The sequence below is a fragment of the Dysgonomonas mossii genome (assembly GCF_004569505.1).
Taxonomy (GTDB): domain Bacteria; phylum Bacteroidota; class Bacteroidia; order Bacteroidales; family Dysgonomonadaceae; genus Dysgonomonas.
On sequence record NZ_SPPK01000002.1, the window covers coordinates 698,026 to 716,468 of the forward strand.

Consider the following 18,443-nt stretch of genomic DNA (forward strand, 5'->3'; position numbering starts at 1 on the left):
ATTATTATCTATACGTAAGTTTAAATATGAAAATATATATAGTACGCCACACGGCCGTGGGAGTTAATGGAGTTTGTTACGGACAAACGGATGTACCGCTAAAAGAGACCTTTGAGAGCGAAGCTGAGGTGGTGAAGCAGAAGTTGCAAGACATACAGTTTGATGCTGTTTTTTCAAGCCCGCTAAGCAGAGCAAAGCGTCTTGCTGAATACTGTGGTTTTACCGATATTCAATTGTACGACCGCCTGAAAGAATTGCACTTTGGTGATTGGGAGATGAAAGAATGGGATCGCATTGATATGGAAGAATGGGACAAGGACTGGATAAGGATACCCACCCCTAATGGAGAATCTTTCGATCAGATGTATGCACGTGTTGCATCCTTCATCGACGAACTGGTAAAGAAAGATTATTCTTCTGTTGTTGTTTTTGCTCATGGTGGAGTTATCAACTGTTTTAGAGTTTACTTTGGACAAACAGACTTGCAAGGAGCTTTCGACAAGTTGGCAGAGTACGGTGAGATACTCGAATTTGAATCGAATTGATTAATATTTATCTATATATACGTTCAGAGTCTTGTTTAATGACAAGGCTCTTTTTTTTCGCTAAATTGTTTTGTGTTATTCAAAATTATATCTATTTTTATGATATCATTTTAATATCAGAATAAATATGGAAACACTCGAGAAAGATTTTAAAGGCACTAAGATTTCAGGCTTCCTAGCCTTATTTATCATTATTGTAGTATTGGCTGCCAGTATATGGTCTTTTAGCCTAGGCTATATTCCTTTAGTGTTTATAGCTGTATTTTTTATTTTCCTATCTTCCCTGGCCATTTTAGGATTTATGATTGTAGAGCCTAACGAAGCCAGAGTCATGGTTTTCTTTGGTAAATATAAAGGGACTATTACCGATAACGGTTTTCTTTGGGTAAATCCTTTTTATAATAAAAAGAAAGTGACACTCAGAGCACGTAATCTCGATGTGCCACCTATAAAGGTGAACGATAAAGTCGGTAATCCTATTATGATCGGCTCTGTGCTGGTTTGGAAAGTAAAAGATACATATAAGGCGATGTTCGACATAGACACATCTTCTATTACGGGAATTACTGCCGGTTCGGTGAATAACTATATTCAATTTTCGAACAGAATGCAGGCTTACGAGAACTTTGTAAAGATACAAAGCGATGCAGCATTGCGTCAGGTAGCCGGTATGTATGCATACGACAATAATGAAAGCAAAGACGGTGATGTAACATTGCGCTCCGATAATGGTGAAATCAGCGAGAAGCTCGAAGAGGAGCTAAATAGCCGTTTGGCGATTGCGGGTATCGAAGTGATAGAAGCACGCATCAATTATCTGGCATATGCAGCCGAGATTGCGAGTGTAATGCTTCGTCGTCAGCAAGCTGATGCGATTATTGCTGCTCGCGAAAAGATAGTGGAAGGTGCTGTCAGTATGGTTCAGCTGGCATTGGATAAACTCTTGAAAGAAGGAATTGTAGAATTGGATGAAGAGCGCAAGGCTGCAATGGTTAGCAATCTGCTTGTCGTGTTATGTGCCGACGAAGCAGCACAGCCGATTGTAAATGCAGGAACACTTCATCAATAAATATTTAATTGTGGCTAAGAAAGAAAAGGAATCAGCAGTTAAAAGTTTCGTCTTGCGAGTCGATCCCGAGATGATGGAAGCAATAGAAAAATGGGCTGCCGATGAGTTTCGTAGTACTAACGGACAAATTCAATATATACTTGATCAGGCACTGCGAAAGGCAGGACGAATAAAAAAGAAGAAAGAAACACGCATAGACAATAATGATGAATAAGAAAGAGAATGCCGGATGTTTATTACCCGGCATTCTTTGTTTTTTTTAACATATTGAACAAAGTCTTGTAAATACTGTTCTGGAGAGGTTTACCGAGTTAAATGTCTCTTATTCTGGTAGAAAAGATGACCTGCTTTCGTTTTATTCCGAAAAATTAGTTTTTATTTGTTTAGATATTGGTAGACATTGTCTATCTTTGCACTGTTTTTACAAAAACTATACAATATACAGATCATTATTATTTAATGATATACGAAAGCAAACTTATGAAAACAAACATTACTACACGTGTTGCCAAGACAGCATGTTTTTCTATTCCGTTTCTGATAATAATATCATTCATCATGTTCTCATGCAAATCATCCGAGTCGGTTCGTGATATAAGAGCTTCGCGAGGAGAGGATGTTGCAGGACGAGGTTTTTCTTACTCCAAAGATAAGCCCAAAGAAGCAATGGTGAAGCCATTATTTATGCAGCAATTGAGAAGAGCAACAATAGAACTTCCATTTCAGAAGGGGTTGGATGTAAGAGGCACAAGGACTGTTTCTGAAGAAGTAACATTTACCAATGCTGAAAATATAACAGAGTCTGTTGACCGAGAAGGTAAAAAAGTAACCAGCCTTAACGAGGTGCAACAACTATCAGAAGTTGTGGTTACGGCTAAGTCTCGCTTTACGCCTGAGCGCAATGGACGAGTAAAAGTAGATTTTTTAGTAAGAGTTCCTAAAGAGCTTCTGTCTGAAAATTTCAGAATGACGTTGTCTCCTAAACTGTTCCACAACGACTCTATTATACCTCTCAAAGAGGTGGTGCTTAAAGGTGAAGCATTTCTCGCCAAGCAAAAGCAGGATTATGCCGAATATGATAACTATATGAAGTCTATTGTAGGAAATGATAAATATGACGACGTATTCTTTGATAGAGCCGGAACAGATAAAGATATAAGAAATCGCCAGAACTTGTATTATGAAGAATACTACCGGGAGTGGAGTAAGCAGATGGAATATGAGAAATGGAAGACAGAGAAAAGTAAGTTTGACGCAGCTGAGCTAGCTAAGCTCAAAGGGTATCGTCAACGCTTTTATAATGAATATGTGCGTAAGGCACGTGAGCAGGTGATCCGCGATATGGCTAATGGTAAAGATACCGTGGGTTTGTTTGCTCAATACATGAAGAAGTTCAATAAGAATGCAAAAGCTCTTGTGTTGGATGATAAGAACTTTGAGGTAAGCTATATGAAGATGCCGGCAAAATTTCGTGAAGCGTACGAAGAAGGGCGTTCGTTAGATGATATAATAAACAATGTACTCACCGAAAGTGACTCTATCGAAATAGCTCAAAACAGATATTTGTTTGAGGCTATTGCCGAAAATGAGATGAAGAAAGAGCGTAAAGGAGAGGTGGCAAAAGAAATGATCCCGTTCCCTTACGAAGAAGGAGTTCGTTTGGATACAATCATAGATACGGGTCGTGATTTTGTATACCTGTATAAGCAAGATCATCCGGTAACAGTTGGGCTTAAAAAACTTAGCCTGACAATGAATGGGCGTGTAGATGCTGTGGATAGAAGTCGTTATATGATGGCACCTGGCGATACTATTTCGTATTTTATATCGTCATTGTCGCAGTTGGTAGATACATCACTGATCTATAAAAGGACAAAACTGTATAGGGATGCATACAATCGTTTGACTACCTACGTGAAGTTTCAGCCCGGGCAATCTGCTTTTGGTATCAATTATAAGGATAACAAAGCCCAAATAAATAATGTGTTAAATACATACCGTGCATTTACTGAAGATGGTAAGTTTGTTGTCGACAGTATTGTTCTTAGAGTAACTACAGCGCTGGATGGATCATACGACAAAAACTATAAATTAACCGAAAAACGAGCCGATGCGATTAAAGAATACTTTGTTAAGTCACTGTCGGGCGAAGTGAATGATGCCAACACTGTTATTAAGGTCGAGTTTGGAGGAGAAGACTGGAATACATTGGCAAACCAGATTCAGCAGCGAAATGATATAATGAATAAGACACAGATTCTTGCACTTCTTGAAGGGGCTATAGATCCTGATGATACAGAAGCCAAGATAAAGAAAGATTTTGCGGACGACTATAAGGTGATTCGAGATTCTATCTATCCGTTGCTCAATAAAGCTACGTTCGAGTTTAATATGCATCGTCCGGGTATGACCGAAGAAACTGCGCTGGATGTTCAGGAAAGACCTAACTACGAAAAAGGATTGAAACTACTGCAAGACAGAGAGTATTGGAAGGCTTTGGAAATTTTGTCCGATTATCCCGATTACAATACGGCATTGTGCTTGATATGTATGGGGTATAATGCCAAAGCTAAAGAAGTATTGGATGGTTTGCCTGAAACAGGAAACACAGAATATTTGAGAGCCATACTGTCGATTCGTTCAAATAAGGATAATGAGGCAATTGATCACTTGATGCGTGCCTGTGAGTTAGATCCATCGAAGGTTTATCGTGCACCTCTCGACCCTGAAATTGCCGATCTGATAAGTAAATATAGCTTACAGCGGCGGATAGAGGGCTTATCCACACCGATAGAAGATATTGAAGTAGCGGATGCGAATTAATATAAAGTAAGAAACCCCGATTATAGTTTAATTTATAATCGGGGTTTCTTATTAAAAAGATAGAATTTCGATAGTACTGAAAGACATTATTATTAAATTTGTCTCAGTTGATAAAAATACGGTGTGTATTATTGTAAGATGTATGCAAATCGTTTTTTTATTCAACCTTTAATCTAAATATAATATATGGATTACAGAAATCTAACCCCGGAAGAAATAACAAGACTAGAGAGTCAGGGCTGCTTAGCCGATAACTGGAACAATATTTCGGTACATAAAAATTTCAAACCGGACTATATTAAACATACCAATTTTTCGGGCAAAGTTAAGTTAGGTGTTTTTGAGGATGAATTCACATTGCCCGGAGGGCTGAAAAAGCATTCGGGTCTGAAGCATACTTGCCTCCATAATTGTGAATTGGGTGACAATGTACTTATCGAAAATGTACTGAATTATATAGCCAACTATCGTATTGGCAGTAATGTGCGCATACAAAACATACATCATCTCTATGTAGAAGGACAATCATCGTTTGGAAATGGAATAGAGGTTTCGGTATTAAACGAAACGGGCGGGCGCGAGGTTATGATCTATGATAAACTGAGTGCTCATTTTGCCTATATTCTTTCTTTCTATCGTCATCGACCTGTATTGATAAAAAAACTTCAGGGTATGGTCGCTGATTATGCCAAAGAACGCACCTCTGATTTTGGATACATAGGCGATAATGTGACGATTGTAAATGCAGGAGCAATAAAAAATGTACACATCGGAGACTATGCCACAATAGAAGGAGCACGACATCTTGAGAACGGAAGTATTAACAGTAATCAGTACGATCCTGTTCATATCGGGTATAGCGTAATGGCGAATGACTTTATTGTCTGTTCGGGTTCACGAGTTGAAGACGGTACGATGCTTACCCGCTGCTTTGTAGGGCAATCATGCCAATTGGGGCATACTTATTCGGCGAGCGATTCATTATTCTTTAGCAATTGTCAGGGTGAGAATGGTGAAGCCTGTGCTTTATTTGCCGGGCCTTATACAGTAACTCATCACAAGTCTACACTCTTGATTGCTGGAATGTTTTCTTTTATGAATGCAGGTTCGGGATCTAACCAGAGTAATCACATGTACAAGTTGGGGCCTATCCATCAGGGTATTGTAGAGCGTGGAGGAAAAACAACCAGTAATTCGTATATCCTATGGCCTTCGCGCATCGGAGCTTTTTCTCTTATTATGGGACGCCACTATTATAATGCAGATACCTCCAATATGCCGTTCTCTTATCTGATAGAGGATAAAGATGAGTCGGTATTGGTTCCCGGTATTAACTTGCGAAGTGTAGGTACGATTCGTGATGCACAGAAATTTCCGAAAAGAGATAGACGAAAAGATCCTGAAAAACTAGATCAGATAAACTTCAACCTACTAAGTCCTTATACAATACAGAAAATGTTTAAGGCAATCGAAATATTGGAAGGGCTGAAAGAGACCTGTGGCGAAACATCGGGATCATACACATATCAGAGTTGCCGTATCAAAGGAACTTCTCTGAAGAGAGGATTGAAATTGTACAATATGGCTATTAACAAGTTTCTTGGGAACTCTATTATTTCACGCTTATCGAAGTGTTCATACACTAGCAATGAGGAAATCAGGGAGTGTTTGAAACCTGACACCGAAGTGGGACTGAATGAATGGAGTGATGTGGGAGGTATGCTTGTTCCTCGTTCTGAGATAGATAAGCTTATAGATGATATAGAATCAGATAATATAAAACATGTGAGTGAGATGAATGCTATTTTTGAGCAACTGCATAAAAACTATTACTCACTGGAATGGACTTGGGCATGGGATAAGATACAGCAATATTATAACTTGTCGTTGGATACAGTTACCGCTCAGGATATTATTGATATTGTTAGTCAATGGAAAGAAGCTGTTGTAGAGCTGGATAGAATGATTTACGAGGATGCTAAGAAAGAGTTTTCTTTATCTTCTCATACAGGTTTTGGTGTGGATGGAGATAAGCATCAGCAAAAAATAGACTTTGAACAAGTGCGTGGTATTTTTGAGGAAAATCCTTTTGTGGAGACTGTGTTGAAGCATATCGAATCGAAGACCAAACTAGGCAACGAGACTATAACTAAATTGGAAAATGTAGTTAGTTAAAATAATTGACATATACATACTAAAAAAGGCTATTCATTCGAATAGCCTTTTTTAGTTAAACTTGTAATTAAATTACAATTATTTCTTTGGTTGTGTACGCTTAGCGTAACGGTTCATAAACTTATCAACACGTCCTGCTGTATCTACAAGTTTTTGTTTTCCTGTATAGAACGGGTGAGAAGAACTTGTGATTTCAAGCTTCACCAATGGATAAGTAACACCATCTATGTCGATAGTTTCTTTAGCATTGATAGTTGAACGTGAAATAAATACCTCATCGTTTGACATATCCTTGAAAGCAACCGGACGATAGTTTGCTGGATGAATATCTTTCTTCATTTTATAGTAGTTTAAATTGTTTCTTCTTTTTCAGCCGACAAAGATAGCTTTTTAATCTTATTAAAGCAAAATATTTCTTTTGAATTTTGTATTGAAAAAATGCCGTAAACTAATAATTTTTGCCTTCTTTTGTTCTAGTAAACATTTTTCAGGTTCATCTTTTACATAAAATAGAGTATTATGCGTAAATATATTTTATTTTCAGCTTTCGCTGTTCTTTCCCTTATTTCTTGCAAACAAAAAACAAATGTGGATAATTCAAATATTGATCCGTCGGGTACAACAAATATGAGTGCAGAAACTATCTCAGACGAAACAAGTTTGTACTTGCTGGTGGGTACATATACAACAGGCGAGAGCGAAGGTATTTATGTTTATCAATTTGATACCGTTTCAGGTTTTTCCAAATATAAAAGTGTGGTTAAGGTGACCAATCCATCATACCTTACTATCAATAAAGAAGGTACGCATGTTTATTCTGTTTCCGAAACCGGAGACGCAAAAGCTGCGGCCAATGCTTTTGTTTTCGATAAGAAAGATGGCACTCTAAAACTTCTAAATTCGCAATTGACAGGTGGTGCAGACCCTTGTTATATAGAGTTAGACAATACAGGCAAGCATGTTGTTACCGCTAATTATTCGGGTGGTAGTATTACAGCCTTTAATATTAATGGTGACGGAACGCTGACTACTGCTGCTCAATTGATTCGTTTTACAGGAAAAGGGGCAGATGCAGAGCGTCAGAAAGCTCCTCATCTACACTGTGTACGCTATTCTCCTGATGGGAAATATTTGTTCGCTGATGATTTGGGAACAGATAAAATACATAAATTCGCGATAAATGAAAGTAATGAGGGGAACTATCTCAAAGTAGGAACACCTGCTGCTTTTGATGTAGCACCCGGATCGGGACCAAGACATCTTGATTTTCATCCGAATCGAAAGTATGCATACCTCATCAATGAACTTTCGGGCGCTGTTATCGCATTCAACTACGATGCTAACGCCGGTAATCTGACTCAAATTCAGACAATCCAAGCTGATACGCTTGGCGCAAAGGGTAGTGCTGATATTCATGTGTCGCCTGACGGCAAATTCCTTTATGCATCCAACCGCCTGAAAGGAGATGGTATCGCAATATTCTCTATAAATCAGGCAGATGGTAAGTTAACCAAAGTTGGCTATCAGGAAACAGGAGTGCATCCACGTAATTTCGTGATTACTCCGAATGGTAAATTCTTATTGGTGGCAAGTCGTGATAATGATGTCATCCAAATATTCCTTATAGACAGGGTTACAGGCTTATTAGAAAATACATATAAGGATATAGAACTGGATATGCCTGTTTGCCTGAAATTTACTTCATTCAAGTAAGGTAAGGCTAAAAATATTACTTATCTTTTTATTATTCAGAAGAGAGGAGATGACCGTCTCTTCTCTTTGCTATTTCCAACGATAACGATTAACAGTAATTCGTTTTGATATTTCGTGTCTTATTTTTCTCTACCTTTGCACCTTCAAAAAATAAAATACAGATTCGATGTTAATTGTTGACAGCTTAAAAGTTGAGTTAGGGGATAGAGTATTGTTCGATAATATCAGCTATATCATTAATGATAAAGATAAAATTGCGCTTGTTGGTAAGAATGGAGCGGGAAAAAGTACTATGCTCAAAATTCTGGCAGGTGTCAATACGCACTTCAGAGGGACGATAACCGGGCCTGATGGTGTTACCGTTGGGTATCTTCCTCAGGTAATGAAAATTACCGATGAGCGTACAGTCCGTGAAGAAGCATCTTTAGCATTCTCTTATATCTTCGATCTGCAAGCAAAGATTGAGGATATGAATAAGCAGTTGGAAACACGTACGGACTACGAATCTGATGATTATGCCAAACTGATAGATGACTTTACTCATGCCCACGAACGCTTGGCGATGGTAGAAGATGTCAACTTTGAAGGTGAAGTAGAAAAAGCATTACTTGGTCTGGGTTTTAAGCGTGCCGATCTCGATCGTCCTACCAACGAATTTAGTGGAGGATGGCGTATGCGTATCGAACTTGCTAAACTCTTGTTGAGTAATCCCGATGTAATGTTGCTCGATGAGCCTACAAATCACCTTGATATAGAATCTATTGGTTGGCTCGAAGACTTTATAAATACTCAGGCAAAAGCTGTCGTTCTTATTTCCCACGACCGTGCTTTTATCGATGCCGTAACTACACGTACGATTGAATTAACCATGGGGCGTATTTACGACTATAAGGTAAACTATTCTAAATATATAGAGCTCAGACAGGAACGTCGCCAACAGCAAATACATGCATGGGAGGCTCAACAAAAACAGATAGCCGAGATAGAAGAATTTATAGAACGCTTTAGAGCGCAAGCGGCTAAAGCGGTACTTGTTCAAAGCCGTATCCGTCAATTGGAAAAGATGGAGCGTGTGGAGATAGATGAAGAAGACAAATCGCAAATCCGTATTCGCTTCCAGCCGGCTACACGTTCAGGCAATTATCCGTTGACAGTAGATATGGTAACGAAAAAATATGATGACTATCTGGTTTTTGAAAATGCCAATCTAATGATAGAGCGTGGCGAGAAAATTGCTTTGGCAGGAAAGAACGGAGAAGGAAAATCTACATTTGTAAAATGCGTGATGGGCGAAACATCATACGATGGCAGTATACTTTTAGGACATAATGTACAGGTCGGTTATTTTGCACAGAATCAGGCTGATTTGTTAGATGAAGATCTCACAGTTTTTGAGACTATCGATCGGGTTGCCGAAGGGGATATACGTACTCAAATTCGTAATATTCTGGGAGCGTTTATGTTTAACAGGGACGATTCGGAGAAGAAAGTAAAAGTACTTTCGGGAGGGGAGAGAACACGCTTAGCTATGATAAAGCTGTTGCTTGAACCTGTAAATCTGCTTATTCTCGATGAGCCTACAAACCACTTGGACTTGAAGACTAAAGAGGTGCTGAAGAATGCTTTACTAGACTATGATGGAACAGTTATCCTTGTTTCCCACGACCGTGATTTCTTGGATGGGCTGGTGACAAAAGTCTATGAATTTTCGGATAAAAAAGTGCGTGAGCATATCGGAGGAATCAAAGAGTTCTTGGCTAAGAAGAGAGCCTTATCTTCCTAAAAGATTGGCTTCAATATATGTTTTAGCTATCTTTGATTTCTTATTAAAAATCTTAACATAATTAGAAATGAAAAAATTATTATTATCATTACTCACAGTAAGTCTTATTTTAACTTCTTGTGGAGGAACATCTCCTGTTAAATTTAACGATACAATTGTAGAGGCGAATGAGACGATTTCTCATGTAAGCGATTCGTATACAGAGACTCTTTCTGCGGCTATTGCTTCCGGTTCTTATGAAAGTATTGCTGCTGCAACAGATAGTGCATTGGTAAAGATAGACGCTGAACTAGATATTGTGAAAGCCTTAGAAGCTCCAAAAGGTGCAGAGGAATTTAAAAATGCTGCTTTGAAAACATACCAAGATCTAAGAGCAATCGTAGAAGCCGGAAGGAAATATACTACTTTAACAGAAGAGTCTTCGGACGAAGAGTTCGATAAGATTTCGGACGAATATGATGCTAAAATGGATGCTTATAATGCGAGTTTTGAGCAGTTAGCAAATACCCAAAAAGCATACGCAAAGGAAGCTGGGTACGAATTGAAATAAGAGTCAAACTAAATACAAAAGCACCTCATCTTTTTATAGATAGAGGTGCTTTTTTATAATGGATTATCTGTTATCTGTATTTTTAGGATTTGCTTGGTAGATTTGTCTATCTTAAATCGATCGTCGGAACGTTCGCTGACAATCCACACAATATCATTTTCTGAGCAAAGTAGCCAGGCTTCTTCTTTTTCGAACAAACTAAACTTCTGATCGGTGAAATAATCGCTTACCTTTTTCTTGCCCTTCATTCCGAATGGGATAAACCAATCGCCTTGATGCCACCTTCTGAGTGTTAGCGGGAATTTTATTTTATCTTTATCCAGATATAGAATATTTTTATTTTTCTCTATTACAAAGCCATTATCTATTTGGATTGTTTCGATAGATAGCTGTAATGGATAGTTCATCAAGCGATCTTCTTCCCTTATCAGAAAGCTGTCTACTGAGAGCTTCTCCCTTTTCTTTATTATAAAGAATTCCCTATCCTTAATCAGCTTGTGTGTGTCGGAGTAAAATATCTTCCCGGATTGACTTATTATCGATTCAAAAATTTGTCTTACTGTTGCTGTATTAAAATTGTAAGGAGCAAGCAACTCATAGAGTATCGCTTCCGGCTCTAAATATTTAATCAGCGTTCGGATATTGATGCTATCGTCACTCAACACATCAGTCTTTACCTGTTGGATATAAAAATTATATATATTCTCCACCTGCGATAAATGATCGCCTGTACGAATAATGGAATCTTTTACCGATGGGTTGATAGTTTCCAGTAATGGGATAATATTTAGCCTTATCTTATTACGTGTATACAAGTCCTCATTGTTGGTGCTATCATCTACATATTTCAGTCCCCTGTCTTTAAGATACTCTAAGATGTCTTTTCTGCTGAGGCATAGAAGAGGGCGAATGATGTTATTGTTTTGGGCAGCTATTCCGGTCAACCCTCTTATTCCTGTTCCTCTGATCAGATTTAGCAGTATGGTTTCTACCGAATCGTCACGATGATGTGCAACTGCAATCTTATCAGCCAGATGGATTGTTCTTATTTGTTCAAACCAGCTATATCGCAATTCTCTTGCTGCCATTTCTATCGAGATAGAATGAATCTCGGCATAGGCCTCTGTATCGAAATCTATCCTTTCATATTTAAGGTTGTACTTCTGGCATAATTCTTCTACGAAAAAAGCATCACGATTAGACTCTTCTCCCCGAAGATGAAAGTTGCAATGTGCCACCACACACTTATATTTCAGCGTGTGCAGGATATCCAGTAGAGCGACTGAGTCTGCTCCACCGCTAACCCCTACAATAACCTTGCTACCGTCTTCTAACAGTTGGTTCTCGTCTATATATTGTTCGACCTGTACTATATTCATAATTAAGTACAAAAGTAATATATCTTTATTTTAATTGTTTGTCGGTAATATTTTAAGATAGGAAAAATAGTGCTTTTCTACTTTTTTTGATAGCAGCTGTATATTCAGCATGTCCGAAGCCTCAGATATGTCTTTTATTGTGCCATCATTATATAAAATATCGATGCTGTCGTCCACTTCATTATACATATTCGTGTAGATAACATCTGATGAACAGAAATAGGACGCTTCATTTTCTGTAATATTAAATTCACTCATATATCGCTCTATATACTTCTGTATATAGGAGGCCGGAAGCTCTTCATTCGTTATTTCTATCTTAAACAATTTTCTGTTTACAAGGCAATCACTCAATTTGGATAATACAACATCATCGTGATCAGCCCATACCTTTAGTGCGCTCCAAATGTCATTATCATCTAATTTAACAAAGTGAAGCAGTACTTCGTCCATTTTCTTTTCGAAATAGGCTTTATCTATGTTTTTTTGTAAAAAATATTGCAAAGCAGGAGATGCAAATAAGTTAACTCCATTATTTGTTAATTCTTTAGCTCGTATCAGAACTTTTATCAACATCTTTTCGGCGGCAACTGCCGTCTTGTGAAGGTACACCTGCCAATACATCAACCGACGCGAGGTCAGGAAGTTTTCGATAGAGTAAATGCCTTTGGCTTCTACTACCAGTTTGTCGTTTTTTAGATCAAGCATTTTTATGATACGAGCCGAACCGATATTTCCTTCGGTCACACCTGTAAAAAAGCTATCACGCCGAAGATAGTCGAGGCGATCAACATCGAGCTGCCCGCTGACTAACTGGTGCAGGAATTTTTTTGGATATTCATTCTTGAATATTGATATACATGTGCTTAATTCCCCTTTTAGTTCTTTGTTTAGGTAATTCATAAGCGCCAAAGAAAAATCTTCGTGATGAATACCATTTGTCAGCGTATGTTCCAACGCATGAGAGAACGGCCCATGACCCACATCGTGTAGCAATATGCAAGCTAACGCTCCATTTGCCTCCTCGTCTGTTATTTCATGCCCCTTTATTCGTAAAACCTTTATTGCCTCATCCATCAGGTACATAGCCCCTATGGAATGGTGTAGGCGTGTGTGTTGTGCTCCGGGATATACAAAAAAAGCTAATCCCATTTGCCTGATACGGTTTAGCCGCTGGAGGAGAGGATGCTGAATCAGTTTATATAAAAACAGGTTCGGTATCGTAATAAAACCAAAAACAGGGTCGTTGATTATCTTTTTCTTTATGGCCATCTATATTGTGAGATTATATGTATTTATTGATATTTAAACAAAGATACATCATATTTTATAAATATATTTTTTAATATGTAGCCTTGACAAAAATAAAATTAAACGAAGTTAATATTTAACCTAATAAGTTGTATATGTATATTTTGTGTTTTATATTTGTCTCTTGAGAATGTATTAAGAAAGCAAAATTGAAGATAAAACTAAAAACAAAACTAAGAAAACTGCAGCTTAAGATTCAGTATATACTGGGATTGATAAAGACAGACGGAAATGCTGTAATAAAAGACTATCTCGAAAAAAAACATTGATTCTTTTTTGTGTCAAAATGTTTATTAATTTTGACACAAAAAAATAAAGATGGAAATTCTAGAAACGTTCTTTTTGCCTAGTGCGTGGATTGCACTTCTGACTTTATCCTTTCTGGAAATTGTACTTGGTATAGACAATATTGTATTTTTGTCTATAGTATCAGCTAAGCTTCCTGCCAAAGAGCAGCCCAAAGCCCGTACTGTGGGTCTTATTTTGGCTATGCTTTTTCGTATTGCCTTGCTCTTTTGTATATCGTGGCTGATGAAGCTCACCAAGCCTATTATTAGTTTTGATACACAATGGCTCGATGGGTCTATATCGGGGCAGAGTATCATTATATTAGTAGGAGGGCTTTTCCTATTATACAAAAGTGTGACTGAAATACATCATAAACTAGAAGGCGAAAGTGATTCGGTTACAACCAGGTCAAAAACCAGTTTTTGGGGAGTTATTGCCCAGATCGTGGCACTTGATATTGTTTTTTCTTTTGATAGTGTACTTACTGCTGTTGGACTTGTAAGTTTCAGCGAGTTTGGCTATGTGGGTGCTATGACCATAATGGTAACGGCAGTCGTTTTGGCTGTAATGGTAATGCTGTTATTCTCCGGACCGGTAAGCCGTTTTGTAAATGATCATCCCACTATTCAGATGTTGGGGCTTTCTTTTCTGATATTGATAGGGGTTATGCTAATAGTAGAAGCAGCACATTTATCTAGCCTATCTATATTTGGAACAGTGGTGGGTGAAATACCTAAAGGATATATTTATTTTGCCATTGCATTCTCTTTGCTTGTAGAGTTTCTGAATATGAAACTTCGCAAAAAATCAAAGCCTGTAAAGCTTATTGATTCGGAAATTGTAGAAAAAGAAAAATAATTGAATGTTCTTATATGACAAGAGGCTGCCTCATCGAAAGTGAGGCAGCCTCTTGTTTATTTTTGCAGGAACTTTTTACTTTGTAACGGCAGTAAATACAACTACACGATTCCACTGATCAGTAGGGAATAGTTGTTCTCTATCTCCGCTGGCTTTGGTTGTTATTCTGCTTCTTGAGATACCATACTCTTCTACAAGCACGTTGGCTACAGCCTCAGCACGTTGTTCAGAAAGTCTTTGGTTTATAGCAGTAGTACCTGTGCTCTTGTCGGCATATCCTGTTACTATAACATTTACCTGTGGATTATCTTTCAGATAACGAGCTGCATTGTAAATGTTGATATCTTGATTCTTTTCAAGTTTTGCACTACCAATATGGAATACAACAACAGCATTCATCAATACTTCTGTTTGTTCCTTGATCTCTTTCGTTTTTTCTATTACGATCTGAGGTTCAGGTTTAACGGCCAGCTCTTGTTTTAATCTGCTGATTTCCGAATCTTTGCTTCCTATCTGTCCTCTTAGTTCGTTGATCTTATCGTTCATCGATCTGATTGCAGCAGGGTCTGCTTCATCAACCATCTTAAACCCGCCTTTGGTGAAGTTGTAAGTAAGACCTATAAGAGCACTTACAATACCATCATATTTTTTGTCGGCTACCACACCATTGAAGTTATCAGGATATAGGTTGCCTATTACCTCAAGGTTAAGGCTTACTGCTTCGCTTATACGGAAGTCTCCTTGAAATCCGACGCGTGGTATAATGCTGTTCGTTCTACCTATGCTTCCCAGTCCTTCGATATTATCTTTTCCAAAACCATGAGCATAACCGATACCGGCAATACCAATCAGGTTAAAACCTCTCTCCGGGCTATAAGGCATGAATAGATTTGTTAAATTAAGTAAACCATCAACGCTTGTTTGTATATAATCCACTTTGTAAGTTCCGGTTTTCACTTGTTTATTTAACGTATATTCAAGATAGTTTTTCGATTGCCATCCACCCACTTGTAAACGCGCTCCGGCTACAGGTGAGAAATATTTTCCTGCCGATATAGCTACGTGAGGAGTTATGAGATCTCCAAACTTAGCTTTGCTATGGAATTCGCTTACGGTATAAGATCCTCCGACCTGACCTTGTATAAACCAATGATCCCAAAAAGAAGTTGGGGCATAAGCCTTCTCTTGTGCAAAACTATAGCTTCCTGCTATAATGACGGAAACAATTAATAAAATAATCTTTTTCATTTTTTTGTGTTTTAATTCCAGTCTGTAGTGTAAAAATAGAGCTGGATTGTTTTGAATCATTATGTTATGTAAGTGTTTTTTTTACATCGAACCTAAAAAAACTAGCACCAAAGCTAACATAAATATATTATTGATGCAATAAAAATGATAAAATAAGTAAAAGTAGCGAAGGATGCAATTTATGACTTTTTGGTTATTTATTTTCGAGAATCATTTTTTTTTGATAATTTTAGACATCGAAAAAACCTCATTTTTGTACGTTCTGTTAACAAGAACGAATATTTTTATATCAAATTATACTGAATTTTTATTGCAGAAAATAAAATTATATGGCTCACCTTCCTGATTTTATAAGTGATCTGGCAATTATATTAATAACTGCCGGAATAGTTACTATTATATTCAAATGGCTAAAACAACCTGTCGTATTGGGATACATTGTTGCAGGATTTTTGGCAAGTCTTCACTTCAAAAAATTCATAGAGAAACTCGTTATAGATATATCGGGAGCATCGGATGAAAGTGTAAGATCTATATTCAAAACCCTACCTGAAATATCCGATATGGGTAATGTCGGCATCTGGGCAGAGATTGGCGTAATTTTTCTACTCTTCGCTTTAGGTCTCGAATTTAGTTTCAAAAAACTGATGGACGTTGGCGGTAAAGCTTCTATTGCTACTCTTATCAACTTGGGTTCTATGATAATAATTGGCTACCTGGCGGGGCAGCTATTCATTGTAAATCTCATAGATGATTGGACCCGGATGGATAGCATTTATCTGGGCTGCATGCTCTCTATGTCGTCTACTACTATTATCATCAAAGCCTTTAATGATATGGGGCTGCAAAAGAAAAAGTTTGCAGGAATCGTGTTCGGGATGCTTATTGTTGAGGATATTGCGGCTATCATAATGATGGTTTTGCTGACAACATTTGCGTCGAGCCAGCATATAGAAAGCGGTGAATTGGCAAACAGTGTCGTAAAACTGTTCTTCTTTATGCTTATTTGGTTTATTGTAGGTATTTATATGATACCCACAATACTCAAAAAGCTGAAAAAGTATTTGAATGATGAGACCTTGTTAATTGTGGCAATCGGGCTCTGCCTTGGTATGGTTCTCTTTGCTTCTATTGTTGGCTTTTCGGCCGCTTTAGGTGCTTTTATAATGGGATCTATATTGGCAGAGACAATCGAGTCTAAACATATCGAGCACCTCATGGAACCTCTGAAGAATCTGTTTGGTGCTGTCTTCTTCGTATCTGTGGGTATGATGATCGATCCGGCTATTATTGCCGAATATGGCGTGCTGGTGATAATTCTTACTTTGGTTGTGCTTATCGGACGGATTATTTTTGCAACATTAGGTGTCATGGCTTCGGGTGAGAGCCTGAAAGTGGCGATGCAGTCGGGATTCAGTCTCGCACAGATAGGGGAGTTCTCCTTTATTATAGCTACTTTGGGCGTTAGTCTTGGTGTTATTACAGATACACTGTATCCGATCATAGTAGCAGTGTCGGTAATTACAACATTCACTACTCCGTATTGTATTAAGCTCTCCGATACGGCATACGGCTGGTTGGAAAAGAGGGTTCCCGATAAATTTGCCAAGATTAAAGATGGATATGGAGCATCGGGATACGATACCGTGAATAAGCAAAATGACTGGAAGAAATTACTCAAAAGCATACTCACTTTAGTCGCTGTATATTTCACTATATCTTTGGCTATCTTGTTGGTGTTCCAGAATTTTATCACACCATATATTGTAGAGTACGTGCCCGGAAGTATCTGGGGACAGATTTTAGCAGCAATTATCACACTCACTCTGATGGCTCCATTCTTACGTGCCATTATGATGAAGAAAAATCGCTCCGAAGAGTTCAAAAATCTGTGGAAGGATAACCGACTAAACAGAGGAGCATTGGTTTCGTTGATTGTGTTCCGGATTATTATCTGTATTGTATTAGTGCTAATGGTATTGATTCCTCTATTCCCAAGGCTTACAATATTGATGGTTATTATCTCATTGGTTGTTGTAACGTTGATTATATTCTCTCAAGGGTTCAAGGCTCAGTCTCGTAGGATCGAGGCGCGATTTCTTGAAAATCTAAACCTGAAACAAAAATTAAAAGAGAAAAATGCAGCGATTCTACCAACTGTAGCGAATGATCTGCGTTCGAAGAATATACATATCGCTGAATTTGAAATATCTCAGTCGTTTTCCAATATCGGAAAAACCTTGCGGGAATTAGACTTTAGACAAAAAACAGGTGTAAATATTGTAACCATCGTAAGAGGATGCAATAAGATTAATATCCCTGATGGAAACACACGTATATATCCATTTGATAAATTAGTTGTTTCGGGCTCGGATGAGGAAATGCAAAAGCTGTCTCAATATTTGGAGGAAAAGACCGAGCAGGATTTGCTCATGGAGGAAGAAGCCGAATATCATATATGCTTATCCCAGTATCTTGTAGAACCGGGATCTCCGCTTATTGATAAATCTATTGTAGATGCCGGTATCCGCGAAAAAACAGAATGTATGGTGATTGGTATCGATAGGGGAGATGAATCTATTATTAATTTCACTTCCGACTTTGTGTTCCAAGAAGGCGACGTAATATGGTTGGCGGGTGAAAAAAATAAACTAAATTCGTTTGAGGAAAATATAAAAGCATCATCGATTGCATCCTAAAA

General features: G+C 37.9%; 14 protein-coding genes. 10 read left to right on the top strand and 4 right to left on the bottom strand.

What is annotated here, in order from left to right:
* Positions 1–26 precede the first annotated feature (26 nt).
* From cobC to E4T88_RS08355, 5 genes are all read left to right on the top strand, one after another.
* Entirely contained in the window at positions 27–545 is a 519-nt protein-coding gene (cobC, locus tag E4T88_RS08335; RefSeq protein WP_135104995.1) for an alpha-ribazole phosphatase, read from the top strand.
* Between the two features lie 127 nt (positions 546–672).
* Positions 673–1,614 carry an SPFH domain-containing protein gene (locus E4T88_RS08340; protein WP_135104996.1) on the top strand — a complete coding sequence of 314 codons (942 nt, stop codon included), beginning with the start codon at positions 673–675 and terminating at the stop codon, positions 1,612–1,614.
* Positions 1,592–1,828, top strand: a complete 237-nt coding sequence (locus E4T88_RS08345) for a type II toxin-antitoxin system antitoxin (RefSeq protein WP_135104997.1) — start codon at positions 1,592–1,594, stop codon at positions 1,826–1,828. The genes E4T88_RS08340 and E4T88_RS08345 overlap by 23 nt, the downstream gene beginning before the upstream one ends.
* A 266-nt stretch (positions 1,829–2,094) precedes the next feature.
* Positions 2,095–4,437: a hypothetical protein gene (locus tag E4T88_RS08350; RefSeq protein ID WP_228093828.1), complete on the top strand. Its 2,343-nt coding sequence runs from the start codon at positions 2,095–2,097 to the stop codon at positions 4,435–4,437.
* Positions 4,438–4,623: 186 nt separating this feature from the next.
* Positions 4,624–6,612 (top strand): DUF4954 family protein, encoded by a 1,989-nt coding sequence (locus tag E4T88_RS08355; RefSeq protein WP_135104999.1) that lies wholly within the window; start codon positions 4,624–4,626, stop codon positions 6,610–6,612.
* A 78-nt stretch (positions 6,613–6,690) separates the two neighbouring features.
* On the opposite strand, the gene E4T88_RS08360 is transcribed toward E4T88_RS08355, so the two are convergent.
* Positions 6,691–6,951 carry a type B 50S ribosomal protein L31 gene (locus E4T88_RS08360; RefSeq protein WP_006843090.1) on the bottom strand — a complete coding sequence of 87 codons (261 nt, stop codon included), beginning with the start codon at positions 6,949–6,951 and terminating at the stop codon, positions 6,691–6,693.
* 180 nt (positions 6,952–7,131) lie between these two features.
* Here E4T88_RS08360 and E4T88_RS08365 point away from each other — a divergent pair, with 180 nt between their 5' ends.
* The 3 genes from E4T88_RS08365 to E4T88_RS08375 all read left to right on the top strand — a co-directional run bounded on the left by E4T88_RS08365 (position 7,132) and on the right by E4T88_RS08375 (position 10,658).
* Entirely contained in the window at positions 7,132–8,325 is a 1,194-nt protein-coding gene (locus E4T88_RS08365) for a lactonase family protein (protein WP_135105000.1), read from the top strand.
* Positions 8,326–8,491: 166 nt separating this feature from the next.
* A complete protein-coding gene (locus E4T88_RS08370) occupies positions 8,492–10,108 on the top strand; it encodes an ABC-F family ATP-binding cassette domain-containing protein (RefSeq protein WP_135105001.1) in 1,617 nt (538 codons plus the stop codon).
* Positions 10,109–10,175: 67 nt separating this feature from the next.
* Positions 10,176–10,658, top strand: coding sequence for a hypothetical protein (locus E4T88_RS08375; RefSeq protein ID WP_135105002.1), 483 nt, complete (start codon positions 10,176–10,178; stop codon positions 10,656–10,658).
* A 53-nt stretch (positions 10,659–10,711) separates the two neighbouring features.
* Here the strand turns inward: E4T88_RS08375 and tilS are convergent, their stop codons facing one another.
* Together tilS and E4T88_RS08385 are read right to left on the bottom strand one after the other, a co-directional pair.
* Positions 10,712–12,037 carry a tRNA lysidine(34) synthetase TilS gene (gene tilS / locus E4T88_RS08380; protein WP_135105003.1) on the bottom strand — a complete coding sequence of 442 codons (1,326 nt, stop codon included), beginning with the start codon at positions 12,035–12,037 and terminating at the stop codon, positions 10,712–10,714.
* A gap of 30 nt (positions 12,038–12,067) precedes the next feature.
* Positions 12,068–13,309: an HD domain-containing protein gene (locus E4T88_RS08385; RefSeq protein ID WP_135105004.1), complete on the bottom strand. Its 1,242-nt coding sequence runs from the start codon at positions 13,307–13,309 to the stop codon at positions 12,068–12,070.
* A 357-nt stretch (positions 13,310–13,666) separates the two neighbouring features.
* Between E4T88_RS08385 and E4T88_RS08390 the strand changes: the two genes are divergently transcribed.
* Positions 13,667–14,494 (top strand): TerC family protein, encoded by an 828-nt coding sequence (locus E4T88_RS08390; protein ID WP_135105005.1) that lies wholly within the window; start codon positions 13,667–13,669, stop codon positions 14,492–14,494.
* 75 nt (positions 14,495–14,569) lie between these two features.
* On the opposite strand, the gene E4T88_RS08395 is transcribed toward E4T88_RS08390, so the two are convergent.
* Positions 14,570–15,742 (bottom strand): OmpA family protein, encoded by a 1,173-nt coding sequence (locus E4T88_RS08395; protein ID WP_228093835.1) that lies wholly within the window; start codon positions 15,740–15,742, stop codon positions 14,570–14,572.
* Positions 15,743–16,071: 329 nt separating this feature from the next.
* On the opposite strand from E4T88_RS08395, the gene E4T88_RS08400 reads away from it, so the two are divergent.
* The gene (locus tag E4T88_RS08400) at positions 16,072–18,441 is read left to right on the top strand and encodes a monovalent cation:proton antiporter family protein (protein ID WP_135105007.1); all 2,370 of its coding nucleotides are present in this window, start codon (positions 16,072–16,074) and stop codon (positions 18,439–18,441) included.
* The last annotated feature ends 2 nt before the right edge of the window (positions 18,442–18,443 follow it).

Bases quoted from the DNA above. Each gene is read 5' to 3' on its own strand.
- tilS (WP_135105003.1), bottom strand. From the start codon at position 12,037: ATGAATATAGTACAGGTCGAACAATATATAGACGAGAACCAACTGTTA.
- E4T88_RS08360 (WP_006843090.1), bottom strand. From the start codon at position 6,951: ATGAAGAAAGATATTCATCCAGCAAACTATCGTCCGGTTGCTTTCAAG.
- E4T88_RS08355 (WP_135104999.1), top strand. From the start codon at position 4,624: ATGGATTACAGAAATCTAACCCCGGAAGAAATAACAAGACTAGAGAGT.
- E4T88_RS08370 (WP_135105001.1), top strand. From the start codon at position 8,492: ATGTTAATTGTTGACAGCTTAAAAGTTGAGTTAGGGGATAGAGTATTG.
- E4T88_RS08365 (WP_135105000.1), top strand. From the start codon at position 7,132: ATGCGTAAATATATTTTATTTTCAGCTTTCGCTGTTCTTTCCCTTATT.
- E4T88_RS08400 (WP_135105007.1), top strand. From the start codon at position 16,072: ATGGCTCACCTTCCTGATTTTATAAGTGATCTGGCAATTATATTAATA.
- E4T88_RS08350 (WP_228093828.1), top strand. From the start codon at position 2,095: ATGAAAACAAACATTACTACACGTGTTGCCAAGACAGCATGTTTTTCT.
- E4T88_RS08340 (WP_135104996.1), top strand. From the start codon at position 673: ATGGAAACACTCGAGAAAGATTTTAAAGGCACTAAGATTTCAGGCTTC.
- E4T88_RS08395 (WP_228093835.1), bottom strand. From the start codon at position 15,742: ATGAAAAAGATTATTTTATTAATTGTTTCCGTCATTATAGCAGGAAGC.
- E4T88_RS08390 (WP_135105005.1), top strand. From the start codon at position 13,667: ATGGAAATTCTAGAAACGTTCTTTTTGCCTAGTGCGTGGATTGCACTT.
- cobC (WP_135104995.1), top strand. From the start codon at position 27: ATGAAAATATATATAGTACGCCACACGGCCGTGGGAGTTAATGGAGTT.
- E4T88_RS08385 (WP_135105004.1), bottom strand. From the start codon at position 13,309: ATGGCCATAAAGAAAAAGATAATCAACGACCCTGTTTTTGGTTTTATT.
- E4T88_RS08345 (WP_135104997.1), top strand. From the start codon at position 1,592: ATGCAGGAACACTTCATCAATAAATATTTAATTGTGGCTAAGAAAGAA.
- E4T88_RS08375 (WP_135105002.1), top strand. From the start codon at position 10,176: ATGAAAAAATTATTATTATCATTACTCACAGTAAGTCTTATTTTAACT.